This is a genomic window from Aureispira sp. CCB-QB1, assembly GCF_000724545.1.
GTDB lineage: Bacteria > Bacteroidota > Bacteroidia > Chitinophagales > Saprospiraceae > Aureispira.
In genome coordinates this window covers 66806-86240 of sequence record NZ_JHBV01000035.1, presented here as the reverse complement: position 1 = coordinate 86240, position 19435 = coordinate 66806, and the positions used below count along the sequence as shown (strand labels likewise).

Sequence of the window (19435 nt, the reverse complement as noted above, 5' to 3'; positions counted from 1 at the left end):
TACGTGTTTGACAAGTATTGTACAAGCTCAATCTAACTATCAATTAAGCCAGTTTAGAGTTATTCCTAACACCAATATCCAAGGACAACACGGCACTACTCAAGGGATTGATATTCAATTTAAGTGCACACCCTACGTACTTAGCATCCCTACTCAACAATTTTCTGTAGAGATCAAGAACAATGGGCAAATGATTGCTGCTAAAAGTATTGATTTTTCTTATCAATGCAGCGATAGTTTGGCGTATTGGATTGACAGCTTAGGTATGGATAGTTTCAATTTAGACACCCTACTTCACATTTATATTCCATACCGTGAAATAGATATAGAAGAGGGTTTGCATGATGTTAGTTTAACGATTTGGATAAAAGGACAAGGACTCCCCATTTACAACCGTGCATACCGCTTAACACAAGTCAAAATTTATGATCTATTTCTAGACCTAAAAGCAGCTGCTATTTTTCCAGATACAAATGCCAACCCTATTAGTTTAGGTTACAGTGTACCAGATCCTAAATGGTTGGTAAATATTAGTTCAGACCTTACCTTGCATGGCGTCAAAAACAAAAACTCACTTAAAACTAAATCTCAAACATTCAGCACAGCAATTAGCAATTACGATAGCCTTTCAGTCTGCATTTACAATGCCGATCCAACTGCTTATCAGTATTTAGGATGTTTTCAAATAGAGCATGGCAATTCAGATTTTTACAAGGATTATCAAAATGTCCATACCAACCAAATTAAATCAGCTAATTTCGAAGTAAAAAAAATCGAACGAAAACCTGCTTCTACCAACTTCCACGTAATTGAAAACATGAACTATAAAGGCATCAAGGGCATCCAAGTTGATTTTCAATACAGCCTCCCTTTATCTTACAAACGCAAACACATTCGGATACACATTACGGATAAAAAGCAAGCTCGATTAGAGAATATACTAGAAATAACAGGACAACGAACGGTGCAAGGCAATCGGATTATTGGCAAGTATAGTTATTTCATTGCTTATTATAATTTACAAGGGTCTCAAGCTATTCAATTAAAACTAACAGGCAATGATTTTTTAATTCAACAACATATATCTGATAGTTTAAACATTGCTAAAACGATTGAAGCCCTTCAAGTACAACAAAGTGTTGGTTACCAGCACCAAGGCATTTCAGGCATCTTATATCAAATAGATTTTAATATTCCAGAAATTCCTAGTCAAGCTCAGCTAAAACTGTCTTTCCCGACATTACCTGATAAGACAATTGCGGAATTATTCTACTGGAATGCCATCCATCCTAATAAAGTATACAAAGGAGTTGAACCCAAAATACCTTCTCTTAATCAACAGACTATTTTCATCTTTCTTCCTTATTTTGTCGCCCCATCAACCATACAATTAGCACCTCGCTTAAGTATAGAAGCTATTGATGTTCCTTCCATTAAACTAGCAACATTTGACACTAAAAATTACGCTCGACCTAATAGTTTGAACGATATTAGAATCGAAGCAACTAGCCATAAAGAAATTCTATTTACAGGTATTTCTGGACAACTATTTCAGTTTAAAACCAATATTCCTGATTATTACCATAGTAAAGGTATTTTCCAAATTCAAATTCTAGAAAATGGAAAACCAATCCAAGAAGGATTTTTTATCAACGAAAATGCCGAACAAAGCCTTCAATTTCCGATTCACAATCAAAAAGATATTCGAGTTTTTATTCCCTATCGAATCATGCAAGAAGGTGCCCACTACAGCGTTACCCTACAAGCACAAGGAGCTAATTTCACACTATCCGAGTCTAGGACAGAGTCTTACAATTATTCACAAACAAAGGTAGAAACCATTGGATTTTACTTACAAGAACTATATAGTAAAGAATGGCAACAGGTTGTTTACGCTATTCAAGTTAGAAATAACAAAAACCCTAACAGCACATACCCCAACTTAGGTTATGAGGTAATTTTGCAAGATACAGTAGGTTCAAAATACAAGCCTTCTATCCCCAACGCCATCCACTTTTCTGCTGCTTTAAATGACGAAATTATTATTACCATCAAATCTCCTACACAAACCAATCAACAGGCACTGCGTTTTTCAACTTCTATTGCCACCATGCGAGCAGAAAAGAATTTATTACAACTCAAAAATCAGTCTGCCGTAAAAAAAGCTACCTTTAAGATGATTGACCAAAATTAGCTATTGACTTGTTCAATATTTATATATCTTTGTGCTATGAAATCGAACAAAATTACAACAAAACACATTCTTGAGCGGTTGCAAATTGATGCTTTGAACGAAATGCAACAGGCAATGGAACGTACAGCTCAACAGGCTCCGAACATTGTCTTGCTCTCGCCTACTGGATCTGGGAAAACGCTTGCTTTTTTAGTAGCACTCTTACAACAACTTAACGACGCACCTGAGCTTGGGGTTCAAGCTTTAATATTAACGCCTTCAAGAGAGCTTGCGCTTCAAATTACGCAAGTTTTTAAGGACATGCAGACAGGATACAAAGTTAGCTGCTGTTATGGTGGTCACTCTATTCAAACCGAACTAAATAGCCTTCAAGTTCCTCCAACCCTTTTGGTTGGAACACCTGGTCGGATTGCAGATCATTTGCGGCGAGAAAGCTTTTCTACTCAAAATATTGAACATCTTGTTCTAGATGAATTTGATAAATCATTAGAATTAGGCTTTTCCAAGGAAATGTCTTTTATTATCGAACATTTGTCTAATTTGCAACGCCGACATCTGACATCTGCGACTACAGCTGTAGAAGTACCTGAATTTGTTGGTCTAAACGACTATACTACCTTAAATTTTCTTGCTGACAAAAACGCTGAAGCTCTAAGCACCAAAGCTTTGGTAACTACTAGTGCGCATCGAGAAAACGATTTTTTGAAGTTGGTCAACTATGTTGGCTCGGAAGCAACGCTTATCTTTTGCAATCAAAAAACAACCGTTGAACGAGTACATCAGATGCTCTCTAGAGCGGGGATAATTCACGATGTATTTCATGGTAGCTTGGAGCAAAAAGACAGAGAATTAGCCCTAATCAAATTTAGAAATGGAAGTCACAACATCCTTGTTACGACAGATTTAGCAGCAAGGGGCTTAGACATTCCAACCATTCAACACATTATTCATTATCAACTACCGCATACCGAGGCAGAATTCATCCATAGAAATGGTCGAACAGCACGGATGAAAGCAACAGGAACAGCTTATCTTATTTTGGAACAGGACAAGCCATGGAGAACCTATATTGATGAAACAATAGAATATATTGAACTGCCAGAAAAGGTTCTTCCTTTGCAGAAACCAACTTGGAAAACACTCTATATTAGTGCTGGAAAAAAAGACAAAATTAATAAGTTCGACATTGTTGGCACTTTATTCAAAAAAGGAGGACTTCAAAAAGAAGACTTAGGATTGGTTGTTGTAAAAGAACACTTAGCTTATGCTGCTGTACACGAAAGTAAGGTTAAACAAGTCATTAAAAACGTTCATAAACAACGCATTAAAAAGAAAAAAGTATTAATAGAATTAGCTCGATAAAATCAAGCTATTTAACAGATTATCAAAAGCATGAAAACACAAACCTTATTCTTTTTTTAATCTTTATCTACTTTTTTTTCTATCTTTAATAATGATTCACCCCCCATTTATTGCTAATGTCCTATTGTCCTCCCCACTGGCAATACTAAATTTTAGATATATGAAATTAAGATGTCTACACTTTTTTTTTGCATTTCTTTTTTTAATTAGTACTAATTTATCTGCCCAAGTAACTCTTACGGTTCGAATCAACAGCGGAAACTCAACCACCACTTGTACCGATGGTTTTTTTGGTGGTGCTCCAGAACCTCATTGGAGAGTAGAGGTAGCAGGACAAGGCTATACAACCTACCCTAGAGCAGGCATTTGTTTTACAAATCCTCCAAATACACAGTACAACGAGACCTTTAATTGCCCTAGCAGTTATCCCAATAGTCTACAAGTTTGCCTTAGAGCATTTGAAGACGATGGTACTGCTTGTGTCGTTAGTCAAAGTTGCTTGGAACAACGTTGCCAAAATTTTGCAACGCCTACTCCTGGCAATTCCATTACTTATAATTTGAATGTAGGCGGTTCTAGTACCGCTAATGTCAACTTCACCATTACTGCAACAGGCTCCTACCCTCCTGGTTCGGGTTATGATCAAGTTTGTAATGCCATCAATTTAGGCACCTTAAATTCTAATAGTTCTGTTGGTAATAGTAACCTCAGTAACTATGGTAATTTTTGTGCAGGCAATGCTGGGGATCCTAACCCTTGGGGAGGTAATAACGATCAAGGAGTTTGGTTTCGTTTTACAACAGGTCCAATGCCCGCAGCTGTTATCGACTTCGATGCGAACAGCGATCCACAAAATCGTGGGGATGGCATAGACTTACAGTTAGCCTTATACGAATCTAGTAACGGAACTTGTAGTGGTACACTTAGCTTAGTAGCCGAAGATTATCAAGGAGCAGGGGTTGTCTGGGATGAAGACATGTCTATCAATTGCTTACAACCTAATACTACATATTTTCTTTTAGTCGATGGGGAAGCTTTTACACTACTTACTAATAATGGAATAGAAGGTTTTTTTGGTCTGCAAATCAATGACAATGGAATTCAACAAGCAGGAGACGAAATCTGTGATGCAGAAAACCTAGGAACTGTTCCTAGTGGTGGCTCTGTTGCCACCCCAAATCTAAGTCGCTCTAATGTCTGTGCTACGAATACCAACGATCCCAATCCAGGGGCATGGGGCTCCGACAAAACAGTTTGGTTTATGTTTCAAGCGCCACCATCTGGTCACGTTTACATCAATGCAGATAGCGACCTTCCATTTCCTATAGGAACCGATGCGGTAGATTTGCAGTTGGCTGTTTACGGTACTAGTAACGGAACCTGTACTGGCACACTCAATCATATTTACAGTGATTATACTCCAGGGTTATTTGGTGAAGAAATGGATGTTCGTTGTTTGACGCCAGGAGAAAACTATTGGGTAATGGTCGATGGCTCGCCCTTGAATGTTGATGGTATTTTTGATTTAACCATTACTGATGGTGGTCAATTCCCTGCCCCCAATGATTTGATTTGTGATGCCATTCCACTAGGACAACCAGCGCCAGGAGGAACCGTTGGTTTAACAGGTCAATATAACTATTGTGCCAATAATTTATTCGAACCCATTCCTGCCAACTGGGGAAATGACCAAGGGATTTGGTATACCTTTATTGCTCCCCCTTCAGGAAAAGTGGAAATTCGATTAAACGACTATGGTTTACTAAGCCCTGATAGAATTGACTTACAAGTTGTCGTTTATGATTTGACAGGTGCTGTTTGTACAGGAACTCCTACTGAAATAAAATCAGAACACGATGGAATTGGTGTAGTATGGGACGAAGACATGTGGGTTGATTGTTTGATTCCTGGGCGTGAATATTGGATAATGGTCGATGGTGAAGGCTCTTTAATTGACCCTGACTTACAAGAAGGTGTTTTTGATATAGAGGTCTATGGAGACCCTCAAGATCCGCCTGCCGCCAACGATGAACCTTGTAATGCGATTGCACTAGGAGACCCAACAGGAGGTTCTGTTGGTACTTCGCCTACTCCTTTGCATGGTTCTCAAAATAACTTCTGTGCGGATGCCGTTGGAGAACCACAGCCGTCTAACTTTACAGCAGATCAAACTGTTTGGTACACCTTTGTCGCACCATCGACAGGAGCTGTTAATTTTGATTTAAATAGCGACCCTGTAATTGGGGGCGTTGATGCCATCAATTTGCAAATTGCTGTTTACCGATCTCCAAGCTGTACTGGACCTTGGATTGAAGAAATAAGTGGCAGCGATTTAACCTACGATGTTGATATGGACTTATGGTGCTTGGTTCCTGGCGATACCTATTATGTCCAAATTGATGGCGAACCGCCTGTTCTTCTAGAAGGTCATGAAGGTTATTTCGACATTACCATTACCGAAATTCCCCCTATTCCTGTTTCTCCTAATGATACGATTTGTGGTGCCATTCCACTAGGTAACCCATGGGCAGGACCTGTCAGTATTGCCAACCAACACAATTTGTGCGCAGACGATTTGGGCGATCCTAATCCAACTGCATTTGGCACCGACAATACCGTTTGGTATACATTTACAACCCCAACTACAGGAGGACCTTTTGCATTAGATATCCAAGCAACCTCAGACTTGCCTTGGCCTTTTGGAACCGATGCGGTAGACCTACAGCTAGCAGTCTTTGAATCATCTAACAATAGTTGTACAGGAACATTGACTGAAATGACTAGCGAATACTCTGTTTTAGACTTGTTCAATGAATTTATGAACGTCCGCTGTTTAGAAGAAAACAAAACGTATTTCTTGATGGTAGATGGTTCTGTTTTAAATGTTCAAGGGTACTTTGATTTAAATTTAACCCCTGCAACTCCAGTCCCAATTCCAACAAACGACTTAATCTGTGATTACATTGACCTAGGAACTGTTCCTGTTGGAGGGGCGATCAATAATGGGGTAGATTATTCCAATTTCTGCTCCGACATCGAAGCGGGTGAACCCAATCCTTTTGCGATTGAACAAACCGTTTGGTTCTCCTTTGTTGCTCCCAATCACGTTGGGCTAAATGCTACTTCTGAAGTGACGGTTAACGTTACAGCAGATCCTGGAGGTTTAGGGGATGTTGTTGATTTGCAATTAGCAGTTTATGAATCTAGCAATACGCTTTGTACAGGTACTATGAATTTACTAGAAGATGGCGATGCCGATCCACTAACAAGTTTTGATGCTAGTGTTAGTGTTACTTGTTTGTATCCAGGGCAGCGTTATTACGTACAAGTAGATGGTTCTCTTTTAAATCAAGAGGGTTATTTTAGAATTGACATTCAAGATGATGGTCAAGGGCTGCGTCCTCCTTATAATATGTTGTGTAATGCTGTTAACTTAGGAACTGTTCCGAATGGAGGCGCTATTAACAATAATGTCAATTATACCAACCTTTGTTCGGATACAGAACCAGGAGAACCAACTCCGTCAGCTTTTGGCATTGAAAAAACGGCTTGGTTTACCTTTGTCGCACCAGCATCTGGTAACATTACGATTAATGGATACAATGACCCTAACAATGTAGGAGATGAAATTGATTTACAATTGGCTCTCTACTATTCTGATGATAATACTTGTACAGGAAATTTCTTAGAAGTAGATAGCGATTATGACATCCTAAATAAAGACGAAGAATTGTCTATAGATTGCTTAGAAGGCGGTCGCATTTATTATCTACAAGTTGATGGTTCTGGTGGTTTGCTTGGCGATGAAGATGGATGGTTTACCTTGCAAATCAATGACGATGGAGGTACAAGCAATGCTCCATACAACAATGGCATTTGCGATGCCTTTAGCTTTGGTACACCAACAGGTACTTTGCAAACTCGCACCAATGAGAGTAATATTTGTGCTAATATAGAAGTAGGTGAGCCAGGAGTTGGCAACTATGCTACACATACGGTTTGGTATCAATTCACAGCCCCACCATCTGGGCGAATAGAAATGAATGTGACTTCGACCAATTTAATCTTAGGAATGGATCCAGAAGTGCGCATTTTTGCTTCTTCTAATAATACTTGTACAGGAACCTTATCAGAGGTTGAAAGTTCCAACTGGCCAACGGCATTAGTAACAGAAAATATTGAAGCAACCTGCCTTGTTCCTGGTAATCAATACTTCATTCAAGTCGATGGATCCAACTTGGTTATTGAAGGGAGTTTCAATATCGACATCATAGATATGATGCCAACTTATGGAACAGGAGTTGCAGGCGATCCACAACCTAGCAATGATAGCTGTAACAATGCTATTGCGTTGCCTGTTCAATCTGAGTCGTGTCTAAATGGAGCAGGTACCTTCCAAACCAACAATTATGGTTATCCAACCATTACTTACAATCCTGCTTATGCACAAGGTTGTGGTGGCAACTGTGGGGCAACTTGGTATCAATTTACCATGCCAGCTTCTGGTAATGCTGTTATTGAAGGAAATGATGATGCGATTGGAGGAACTTTTGGCGATTATTCTGAATTGACCGTAGTTGCTTATACAGGAACTTGTGGTAGTCTGACGCCTATTGACTGCGACCAAGGAGGACTGACTAGCGATGTTTCTTTCCAAGTGGCAGCAGCTCCAGGCACAACGGTTTGGTTGCAAGTATTCAATGACGATGGTGACGATAATGGAGAAGATTATCAAATTTGTATTTCTGAAGGCTGTGGTTTTGATAACTGTTTGGATGCTTTATTAGTCCCTATGCTACCTAATGTTCCTTATTGTTGGAATACCTCAGGTGCTGGTGGTGAAAACATTTCTGGTGGTGCTCCTGGCTATGATGAATGTAGTGAAGGGGATAATCCTGAAAATTCTGTTTATTACTACTTTGAATCCGATTGTAATGGTAGCGATGTTACGTTACACATTATGAATGGTCAAATTAATGGTAGCTGTCTTTTGGGAATCAACCCAACAGATGGGTTTAACATTTCACTATTCCAAGATGCAACCCCTTGTGACAACAATCCTTCTGCGTTAGTGGACTGTCAATCGTTTACGGCTTGTGATGTCCAACCCATCAACTGGAACTTTACATACACTGGATTAGCTCCAAACACACCTTATGTCATCCAAATTGATGGTGGATTTGGTAATGCAGGTGGTAACAACCAAGGAGAAGTGATGATTACGACGACTGTCAATCCAATCTTAGATCCAGTCTCTACTCCTCTAACCTGCTCTGGTACAAACGATGGAACAGCATCAGCAGTTGTGACTGGAGGTGGCGTCCCACCATTTACATTCTTGTGGTCTAATGGCGGCACAGATTCTACGATAGTTGGACTAGCATCAGGCACCTATACGGTAACAATCACAGGATCCAATGGCTGTACAGATACTGCAAGCGTCTTTGTTGACGATGGTTTGCTAATGACCGCAGCAACCTTACCTCCAACTAATGTAAGTTGTAATGCAGCTTGTGACGGTCAAGCAACAGTTATAGGAATTGGAGGTACGGTAACTACAGGATACACTTATTTATGGGATGCTGCTGCTAGCAACCAAACAACAGCTACAGCTACTAATCTCTGTGCAGGGACTTATTCTGTTACCGTTTTTGATAATGCTGGTTGTTCTGATTCTACACAAGTTACAATAACAGAACCAAGTCCATTAGCAATTAGTTTGACAAACATTGTTCAATCTGGCTGCGATTCTCTACTTTGTGTAGGAAGCGCAACAGCCATTACTACAGGTGGCAATGGTCCTTATACTTACCTTTGGTCAAATGGTAATACCAATGCTATCCCCGCTAACTTGTGTCCAGGATTTAATGCTGTCACAGTGACAGATGCACGAGGGTGTACCGATAGTGCTAGCATTATAATAACGACTCCTATCGTTTCTACTCCACCTATCATCACACCATTAACAGGCAGTTTCTGCCCTAATACAACCGTTAACTTGGTTGCCACGGGTGGGATTGCAGGTACAGGTGCAGTTACCAACTGGTATACGGGACCTAATGGAACAGGTAGTTTTGTTGGCACAGGAAATAGTATTAATATCGTCACGGATACTACTACAACGTACTATGTACGTCGAGAAAGTTTGTGTGGCAATACTGTGGATTCAAGTATTACTGTAACTGTCAAACAATATATTTATGCCTTGAATGGTACGAGTACCAATACCTATTGTACGGATAACAATGGGTGGCATCATTTCTTTGTTGGAGACGATATTATTTTCTCTATACAAGGAGATATTACGACAGGAGCAATGCCAGGTTTCCCTCTTGTAACGATATGGGATTCCACTAGTTATTATCAAGAGTCCGAAGGACCTTTTGCCCCTACGTCGTGTGCAACAGGCTGGACACCAGGAGAAGAACGTTTTGAGATGGAGCGTAGCTGGAATGTAGATTTGGGCGGTGGTGCTGTTAATGCCCCTTATAATGTACGTTTTTACTATGAGCCCGCAGAACGAGTAGCCATTGAGACAGCTGCTATTAACTGGATGGCAACCTACCCTGCTTGTGGATATACTTACAAATATCCTTATCCTTTAGGTTCGTACTTTTTCAAAAATGAAGGTGCAAATTACGATGCGCCTGTTTACGACAGTTTACACCTAACAGGACCTTTGGGGACGACTATTAATGGAGTCAATTATGGAGAGCTACAAAATATTAATAGTTTCTCAGGTGGTTCGATTGGTTTGATTTTAATACCTATAGATTTGCTTCCTGTAGATTGGCTTTACTTTGACGGGACAACAAACAACAAAGTTAACTTCTTGACTTGGGGAACCGAAACGGAGGACAACACGGATTACTTTAATATTGAGCGCAGTAAAGATGGGTTTAATTTTGAAAAAATTGGTCAGGTCAAAGCCCAAGGTCAATCAACCGAAACTACGCATTATTCTTTTGATGATATTCATCCATTCAAAGGTCCCAACTACTACCGTTTAGAACTAGTCGATTTAGACGGAACATCTACCTATTCTAATGTTGTATTGCTAAGCATCGAAACAGGCAATCTGGTTTATAACTTCTATCCTAACCCTACTGATGGAGTTCTGTACTATCAATACGAAGCAGAAAACGCAGAAATGTTAGAAATAAAGGTTATGGATGTTTTGGGTAAATTAATTGAGGTAAAAGAACATCAAGCTGTTTTGGGAACGAATAACATTCCTACTGACTTGAATGAATATCCACCAGGAACTTACATGGTCAGAGTTTACCACAAAAAGACAGGTTATGTTCACATAGCTAAAGTGATTAAAAATAAATTCTAGTTTAAAATAAAAGCCGTTACTTAAATAAAAATTGGGTAACGGCTTTTTTATTTTTCATAAGAAAGCTCTAACATAGCATAGGCATTATCATAATACAATAAAATGGCTACCTATAAAAAATTATGTTTTTTAGGCATTATGAGCAAGGTAATCCCCCAAAACATGATACTCCAAATTATTAATCCTAAGGAATAAGGTAATGTCCAGCACACAAGAATAATAAATTGAGGATGTATGTTAATTGTTATTAAGTAACTTAGATGGTTCCATAAAATCAAGGTTAAACAAATGACCATTACTACCGAAGAAATAATAAATACGCCCCAAATAATCGACTCTCCTTTTATATCTAGACCTTCAAAAAAAGTTCTTACAATAAACACTCCTAAAAGTAGAGAAAGACCAGAAAGCAAGAAGCCTCCTATATATTGGGTTTGTAGTAAAAAAAATGTTGCTACTCGTGACATCTCCCCTCTCTCAATATATTCATAAAACTCATGTACATCATGAAAACCTACAAGTACATGCATGATACCAATAATTGCTATTTCTAATTGAATAAATCCAATGGTATCTTCACTAAAAAACTCTTTTAATAATATTTTCTTTGATTTATCGTCATCAAGTATCGGACTAGGCATAAGTATTCTGTTTTACAAATAAAAACTTCATTTCTTTAAAATACTTTTTATAGAGAAATATTACAGCTGCATAATAGATATTAAATAAGTAGTCAGAGAAAATAATAACAAAAAATGAGATTATTTTCTGTTAATCGAAGAAGTAGGCAGTTTCAGCTCTGCTGCTACTGCGTGGTACTTGTCATTTTTTTGAACGATTACTTAAATATAATAATTCCTTAATTAATCGTTGAATGCATTTATAAATAAGAATCTTTCACACCATTTAGAAAAGGAGATAAACGACCATTAATCCAATCCTAACCACCTAATTGTATTTAAAGAATTAACTATTTTTGACTAAGATTATGTAACTTGGATTTATCATGGAGATAGTTATGGTCATTTGGGGCTTGAGACAGGAAATGTTTTTTTGTTTTTATAAACGCAATCAACTGGTAGCAGAAATCAACTTGCATAAAAAAATTACCTCAAGTTGACACCTACAAAATTTGCGCTATTCGGAAATATATTTTACTCCTGAAAGTGCTGTTTTTAAAATAAGGGGTAATAGAAGTTCATTTAAGATCTACCCAATGTTTATAGCCATATTTTTGAATTGTCTCAATGCAAACATCTTTATCTCTTTTTTTAACTCATGACTTAAATCAACTTATATATGGCATCTGCATTTTGGACATTAGAAGATGGTAGAACATTCGCTCGAAGATGGTCGGCTATGGCATTTATCCTTCAGTTATTCACTGCTGAACTAAAAAGCATTAATGGTGCGGAAGAATTCTGTGCTTATCTAGAGAAATTCGTTTTTAAGGAAGAGGAAGGAGACATAGCCAATGGTTTTGGTGGATTTATTAGAGATAGGGAAATTGTTATGTTCAACTTTGATTTGAGGTCTTTTACTCCAACAAACCAAGGTTATTTTTGGCAGGCTACTCAGAACGCATTGGCTAAACAAAAAAGTATTCAAAATAGTAATAATGAAATAGTAGTATTTCTTCTTACAACACTATTAGACATGCATAAAAGAATTCAACTTAGAGAAAACCCTATGCAACTAAATCACTTAAAAACAATAACGCCTGCCCCCAAAGAAAAACTTGGTCCTGGGTGGTAGTCTTTTTAAAACTGCTAAGAGCAATGACGCCTATAGTATATTCTCATGGTTCCAGAAATTACACCTTATTTTTACAGTTAAATATATAATATGTTCAACTCCACTCATGAAAAAATGCAGTACTTGATTTCTACTGCTCAAATTGAAAATATTGAGTTAGCATTTCAACTAGCTCAAAGCCAAAATGTACCCATAATAGAACTATTAAAGCCATGGAAGTATTTACTAGAATTCACTCAAATTAATGAAAAATCTCTTACCCAAAGTCTTTGTAAGATGCTACATTTAGAACGGCTCATTTTTATTAACAAAGAAAAAAGGAAGGTTTCATCAATTCCCGATACAATAGGTAAATTAAAAAAACTTAAATCAATAGTCATAACGGAACAGTTGTTACAATCTATTCCTGAAAGCATTGGTGAATTAAGCGATTTGACCTTATTAAGTTTGTATTCAAATAACATCACTTCTATTCCCGAAAGTATTGGTCAACTCGTTAAATTGAAAAAATTTAATCCTTACGACAACAAATTGACTTTTATTCCAGAAAGTATTGGAAACTTAACGGAGCTCACAAGTATTAACTTATTAAGCAATAGGCTATCCCAGTTACCAGAAAGTATTCATAAATTGACTAATTTAAGATACCTTACCCTTGAAAACAACCTCTTTCAAGAGTTCCCTTGTTGTATCCTTCTGTTACCTCAATTGGAAATCTTAAACCTGAATAATAATCTTCTGACAGACCTCCCCCCAAACATTCATCAACTCCAAAAATTAGAACGACTTTATTTGAGACATAATCGAATCAAACATTTACCTAAAGCAATGAGCTCTCTTACGAATCTAAAAGAATTGTATTTAGGAGGTAATTCTATTCCCAAACAAGAAGTAAAAGATTTAAGAAAAAAACTCCCTAATTGTACAATATACTACAACAAAAACTAATCATTCCTCCTCTTTATAATTCAAAACATAATAAACAGACCGCTCATTTACTACAAGCTGCATTTTCTTAATTTATAATGTCTCAATACAATATTTCCTAGGGAATATAGCCTCTATAATTCTACATAATTCACTAAAAAGTTATACAGAATTAATTATATTTAGATTATTAATTTCCTAATCAAACTATCCCTTACTCATGTACTCTAAAAAAGAAATAAATGCTCTCTTTGAAATTTTTAAATCTGGAACTATTGAAAATATTGAATTAGCTTTACAATTATCTAAAGAATCAGACCTAGACTTATCGTTGGTACACTTTGAAACGCTATTCGACTATTTATTAAATATTGGTGCATTTAATGCCTCTCCTAAAATATCGTTGGCGTACAAAATTCATCAAATCTTAACCACTACATCTCTTTCTATAACCATAAAGGATACTGCATTTGCAATTCTCCCAGCCAGCATCTATCTCCTAAAAAACCTAAAACAATTAACTATTGCCGCCCATGTAGAAATATATGTTCCCCAAACCATCTCTTATTTCAATCATCTCGAAGAACTAGAAATTTACCTTCTAGATCAAGAAAAAATTCCTTTATCAATTTTTGAAATTTCATCTCTAATAAAACTTGATTTGAGTCTAAACCTATTTACTGAACTTCCTCGTGAAATATGGCAATTAAGAAACCTAGAAGAACTCAACCTTTTAAATTGTATTTATTTACACACGATTCCCAATGAATTATTTGGACTACCTAAACTTAAAAATGTCTATCTTTTACAAACTTTAGTTAATGAAATTTCCCCCTCTATTGCTTACTCTCCTATTCAAAACTACGTCCTCGAAATTAGCTCAGCTGAAGGGAAAAAATTAATGGCGACTCCAAAACTAGGGACAAAAATGCTACGACATATGAACCATGAGACTAAATGGGGACGAGCCTTTCACGATGCCATGCAATCACGCAAATTCTTCAATCAAAAAATTGAAAATATCCCTCATCCTATTAAGCAAAAAGGACTAAATGCGATAAAAGAATATTTTAAAGGAAAATAACACCTCATCCTATGTTTACGATTAAATATCTTCCCATTTGTATTGTATTGTTTTTCGTTGCTTGCGACAATTCAACCGCTCCAGCATCTAAAGAATCGATTAACACCAACAACACTACCTCAAGAGATTCTATTGAAAAAAAGGAAACACATACATTCCAAGCTATCAATCCTCAGACATTTCCACAAGGTTTTTGGATAGGAAAAAGCTATTATGATTCTCTTCAAAATGGCAACTTGACGTCACTATTTATAGAAAACCATCTAAAAACCTATATCGCCAACAATCAAGGACAACTTGAAATTGGCAATGCTTATGGCATTCAGAATGGAACGGTTTCTATGGTAAACGGACATTATTACTTTCAGCCTGCTTACCCTCAAAAAAAAGCAGATTACTTTTTTGATATTAAAGAAGATAATCATTCTTTTTTGCTTTCTACTAACTTTTATTGGGGTGCTCAATATGTTGATGAATTAAATCAAGATACGATGTACATCAAAGTTAGTGATGACATAGATGATAATAACCAAGATGGCTTCTATCAACTCGAATTTCCAATTGAATTGTTATATTTTAGCGGAAACTATGAAGTCTTAGATAAGAAAACCAACCAAGTTTATCCTAATGTAAAAATTGAAAACCATTCTATTCAAAATTTTATCAATGGTACAAATTATCCATTTGATTATGAATCCTTTTTCAGTGGCTCTCATGTCGTGTATATAGCACTCGAAGAAAAATATGGAAGAACCTATGAACTTAATTCTTCCGAAAGAACCTATTACTTGCCTTCTGAAAGAAAATATTTTGTTGTTGAAGATACCGAAAAAGGCTTTCAGCTTTTTCAATTACTACAACCTTCCCTTAACAATCCTAACGGTTGTGTAGAAGCCCATGATATAGAATCTGAAGCAGAAAAAGGAGAGCTATTATTTGTATTTTCTAAAAAACTATAATTCGAAGGTATTCTATATTTTGGTCATTAAATAAAATCTCGTTTGGAAAAACTTAATCCATCGAGATCAAGAAATTACTGGCAACAAGTAAAATCGCTTCTCTTTAACACTCATTTTATCCCCAACATTATGAATCAATACGAACTATTACAACTCCTCCGACACAATGCTAAACAAGCAGCGGTACAACTACCTAAAAGCCTTAATATTTTCTTAGAAAAGACCACTCTGATAATAGATATTCCTACCAAAAGAACGCTTGAAAATATGCAAACAGATGGCGCTGCCATTGAGAGTTGGATTTTTCTTTTAAAAAGATGGATTCCTAAAATTGAAAAAGTGATTATTAAATGGGAGTCTCTTCCACCAGATTATATTTCTACCAAAGAAAATGCAGTATACCATTATCAACGTTTTTTATATAGAATGGATAAAATTTCTAAAGCTTTTCCTTGGGTAACCATTCTCCCTTCCAATCAATTGGATCTTGCTACTTCAACATTCAAAACAAGCAAGAACCTTCTTATGAATACACCTTCTACTAAACGCGCTACCAAAACTGTTGTCAAAAAAGAGCTAGAAGCATATACCGAAAGCGAATTGGAAGCCCTTATTTTGTTTGATCCACAGACTTCTAATGCCTTCAAACAGCACTTCAACTTAAAAACAATTGATTATCAGCTTCCTGTTGGCATTTTTGAAGCTAATATCAGCAATTCTGCTAGAGTTTTTTCAGGTCGTAAGAGTGCTATTGATATTTGGGGTATAGATCAAGATGATAATTGCTGCCTATTTGAACTAAAAAAAGCCCAAAATCGGAAAGTAGGTGTACTTTCTGAAATGTTTTTTTATGCTCATATACTACTCGATGTTTTGAATAAAAACATACAATTTGCTCAAAACAATCAGTACATTCAGCCAATTCTCAACGCCAAAAAAGTTAAATGCTTTTTACTTGCTCCCTATAGCCATCCATTAATTGATAAGACAGTATTCCAATTAATGAACACCTCCCAATTTGGAATACAATATGCCCAAGCCTTCATTCAAGAAGCAGATTCTCAAAGCATTCTTTTTAGTGATTTCTCAGCCAAGTAGTGTTCAAGAATTATCGGAATGAAATCTTGCGTTTGCGCTCGTGTAACGCTTTTAAGAATTGCTCTAACTCTATTTCATCGTTGATATATACTTGTCGAGCTTTGGAGCCTTCGTTGGGTCCTACAATACCTGTGTTTTCCAATTGATCCATAATACGTCCAGCTCGATTATAGCCTAATTTAAGACGGCGTTGAATCATAGAAGTAGATCCCTGTTGATTCATTACTACCAAACGAGCGGCATCATCAAAATGCTCATCAAGTTCGTGCAAGACTTGATTTAATTTTTGCTCACTATCATTTCCACTTCCACCTTCTTCTCCATAGGCAGGCAGTAAGAATGGCTGTGGATAGCCAGGTTGACTGGCAATATGATTAATGACACGTTCCACCTCTGGCGTATCTACAAAAGCACATTGAATACGAATTAAATTCCCTCCAGAAGAAAGCAACATATCTCCGCGCCCAATCAACTGGTCAGCCCCTCCTCCATCTAAAATTGTTCTAGAATCAATTTTAGATGTTACTTTAAAAGCAAGACGTGCTGGGAAGTTCGCTTTGATAATACCTGTAATAATATTCACCGATGGACGTTGCGTCGCAATAATTAAATGTATACCAACAGCACGAGCCAACTGCGCCAAGCGACCAATTGGTAGCTCAACTTCTTTTCCTGCCGTCATAATCAAATCTGCAAACTCATCAATAATTAAGACAATATAAGGCATAAAGCGATGCCCTTTTTCAGGATTGAGTTTGCGCGCAACAAATTTTTGATTGTACTCTGTGAGGTTACGAACCGAAGCCTTTTTTAATAGATTGTAACGCTCGTCCATCTCGACCGTTAAAGAATATAAAGTTTGGACAACTTTGGTTACATCCGTTACAATTGCCTCTTCTTCATCTGGTAAGTATCCTAAATAATGAGCAGAAATTCGATTGTATAAAGATAATTCTACCTTCTTAGGATCAATCAAAATCAACTTCAATTGCGAAGGGTGCTTCTTATACAGCAAGCTCATGATAATGGTATTAATACCAACCGACTTACCTTGCCCTGTTGCCCCTGCTATCAATAAATGCGGCATTTTGGCTAAATCTGCAATAAACACCTCATCAGAAATTGTTTTACCTAGAGCAATTGGCAAATCCATTTTAGCTTCTCTATACTTCTTAGAAGCCAATACTTCTTTCAGAGAAACAACTTGTTTGTTCCTGTTAGGAACTTCTATACCAATCGTACCTTTACCTGGAATTGGTGCAATGATACGAATTCCTAGTGCAGCCAAACTCAAAGCAATATCATCTTCTAAACTTTTAATTTTAGAAATGCGAACTCCTGGAGCAGGAATAATCTCATAAAGTGTCACTGTAGGACCTATTGTTGCTTTTATTTTTACAATTTCGATCTTGTAATTTAGCAATGTCTCTATAATTTGATCCTTGTTCGACTCTAGTTCTGCTCGATCTATAACTGGTTTTTGATCATCATAACTTTCTAACAAGTCGATAACAGGGTTTTCATACCTAGGCAAATCCAGTGTCGGATCATAAGGTTCAAAATGGTCTTTATTTTCCTCAGCAATACCAATATCAATCGTATCACCTTCTTTTGAAATTTCCATTTCTAATTCCCCATCATTCTCCTCCTTAAGTTTTTCCTTAGCTGCCTTTTCCAAATCTAAAGACAATTGATTTTGAGTCAATTTTTTGACTTTATTTTCCAACTCATCTTTGGTTGATTGCTTGATAACTTTTGGAACTTCTAGCTCTGCTGTATTAGGACTTGTTTCTGTCGTATTATTTGCATCTTCGACTACCGTTCCCGTCTCAGTTGTATTGGTAGTAACCGAAGTTTTTAAAGTATTCGTTTTCGGTTTCAGCACGGTAACAGTTTTCATTTCTGGTGCTTCTGGTTCTGGTTGCGCCTCTGGAGTCAAACGGAAAAGACTTTTGAGTGTTGCTAGTAGATTGCTAACAGAAAAAGCACTTTTAATCTCCTCTACTGTTAAACCATCTTTAAAGTTTGGATTTTTATTCCAAACAACAAATCCTAGAAAAGCAAATATTAAAATTGCGATTGTTCCAATTGCTCCTACTAAACCATCTAACACTCCTACCAAAAACCTTGTTATGGCACCTCCCCAAGGAAATTCGTAGCCTTGAAAAACAAATGCAAACAAAAAACTCGTCCAAAGCATGGTTAATATAGAACGCTTATAAACAGGTATTAGTTTTTTGAGGGGTGTTTCAACAATTAAACTCATTCCTGTTGTAAATAACAGAAATACCAATATAAAGGAAGAAAAGCCAAACCCATAATAGATAAACTGGTGCGACAACACTGCCCCCAATCGTCCTAGCCAATTCTCCATATCATGTGGAGACAATAGAACAGACCAGTTGGCTTTGTCCATATCTTCCTTCCAAGTAAACAGGTAAGAGGAAAATGCAATAAAAAGGTATAAAGTAAAAAATAAGCAAAACAGTCCTACTAACTTTGGAAAACGATCGTCTTGTACTCCTCCCTTTATAGAAACTTGTTTTTTCTTCTTTTTAGCCATTCTTTTATAAAATCAATGATTGAAATTAGTAGTCCAATTACCTTGGGATGGGCTATAACAAAATTACAAATCTGCGAAACACGTTAAGTGAAATGAGTTTACATACTTCTATCGCAAAGATGATGTTGTATTTTCATACCTACAACATGTTCTT

General features: G+C 36.9%; 10 protein-coding genes. 8 read left to right on the top strand and 2 right to left on the bottom strand.

Annotated elements, in window-relative coordinates; all coding sequences use genetic code 11:
• The first annotated feature begins 7 nt into the window (after positions 1-7).
• From CG11_RS18515 to CG11_RS18505, 3 genes are all read left to right on the top strand, one after another.
• The gene (locus CG11_RS18515; protein WP_156039826.1) at positions 8-2194 is read left to right on the top strand and encodes a hypothetical protein; all 2187 of its coding nucleotides are present in this window, start codon (positions 8-10) and stop codon (positions 2192-2194) included.
• Between the two features lie 36 nt (positions 2195-2230).
• On the top strand, positions 2231-3556 hold the full coding sequence (locus CG11_RS18510) for a DEAD/DEAH box helicase (protein ID WP_052598325.1): 1326 nt from the start codon (positions 2231-2233) through the stop codon (positions 3554-3556).
• Positions 3557-3716: 160 nt separating this feature from the next.
• Positions 3717-10895 carry a T9SS type A sorting domain-containing protein gene (locus tag CG11_RS18505; RefSeq protein WP_052598324.1) on the top strand — a complete coding sequence of 2393 codons (7179 nt, stop codon included), beginning with the start codon at positions 3717-3719 and terminating at the stop codon, positions 10893-10895.
• Between the two features lie 110 nt (positions 10896-11005).
• Here the strand turns inward: CG11_RS18505 and CG11_RS18500 are convergent, their stop codons facing one another.
• Positions 11006-11536 carry a hypothetical protein gene (locus CG11_RS18500; RefSeq protein ID WP_052598323.1) on the bottom strand — a complete coding sequence of 177 codons (531 nt, stop codon included), beginning with the start codon at positions 11534-11536 and terminating at the stop codon, positions 11006-11008.
• Between the two features lie 658 nt (positions 11537-12194).
• Here CG11_RS18500 and CG11_RS18495 point away from each other — a divergent pair.
• The 5 genes from CG11_RS18495 (at position 12195) to CG11_RS18475 (ending at position 16718) form a co-directional block, all read left to right on the top strand.
• Positions 12195-12650: a hypothetical protein gene (locus CG11_RS18495; RefSeq protein WP_052598322.1), complete on the top strand. Its 456-nt coding sequence runs from the start codon at positions 12195-12197 to the stop codon at positions 12648-12650.
• A 90-nt stretch (positions 12651-12740) separates the two neighbouring features.
• Entirely contained in the window at positions 12741-13598 is an 858-nt protein-coding gene (locus CG11_RS18490) for a leucine-rich repeat domain-containing protein (protein WP_081909599.1), read from the top strand.
• Positions 13599-13797: 199 nt separating this feature from the next.
• Complete coding sequence (locus CG11_RS18485) at positions 13798-14661, top strand: hypothetical protein (RefSeq protein WP_052598320.1); 864 nt, start codon at positions 13798-13800, stop codon at positions 14659-14661.
• Positions 14662-14672: 11 nt separating this feature from the next.
• The gene (locus CG11_RS18480; protein ID WP_052598319.1) at positions 14673-15620 is read left to right on the top strand and encodes a hypothetical protein; all 948 of its coding nucleotides are present in this window, start codon (positions 14673-14675) and stop codon (positions 15618-15620) included.
• Between the two features lie 129 nt (positions 15621-15749).
• Entirely contained in the window at positions 15750-16718 is a 969-nt protein-coding gene (locus CG11_RS18475) for a hypothetical protein (protein WP_052598318.1), read from the top strand.
• 10 nt (positions 16719-16728) lie between these two features.
• On the opposite strand, the gene CG11_RS18470 is transcribed toward CG11_RS18475, so the two are convergent.
• Entirely contained in the window at positions 16729-19281 is a 2553-nt protein-coding gene (locus CG11_RS18470; protein WP_052598317.1) for a DNA translocase FtsK, read from the bottom strand.
• Between the last annotated feature and the right edge of the window lie 154 nt (positions 19282-19435).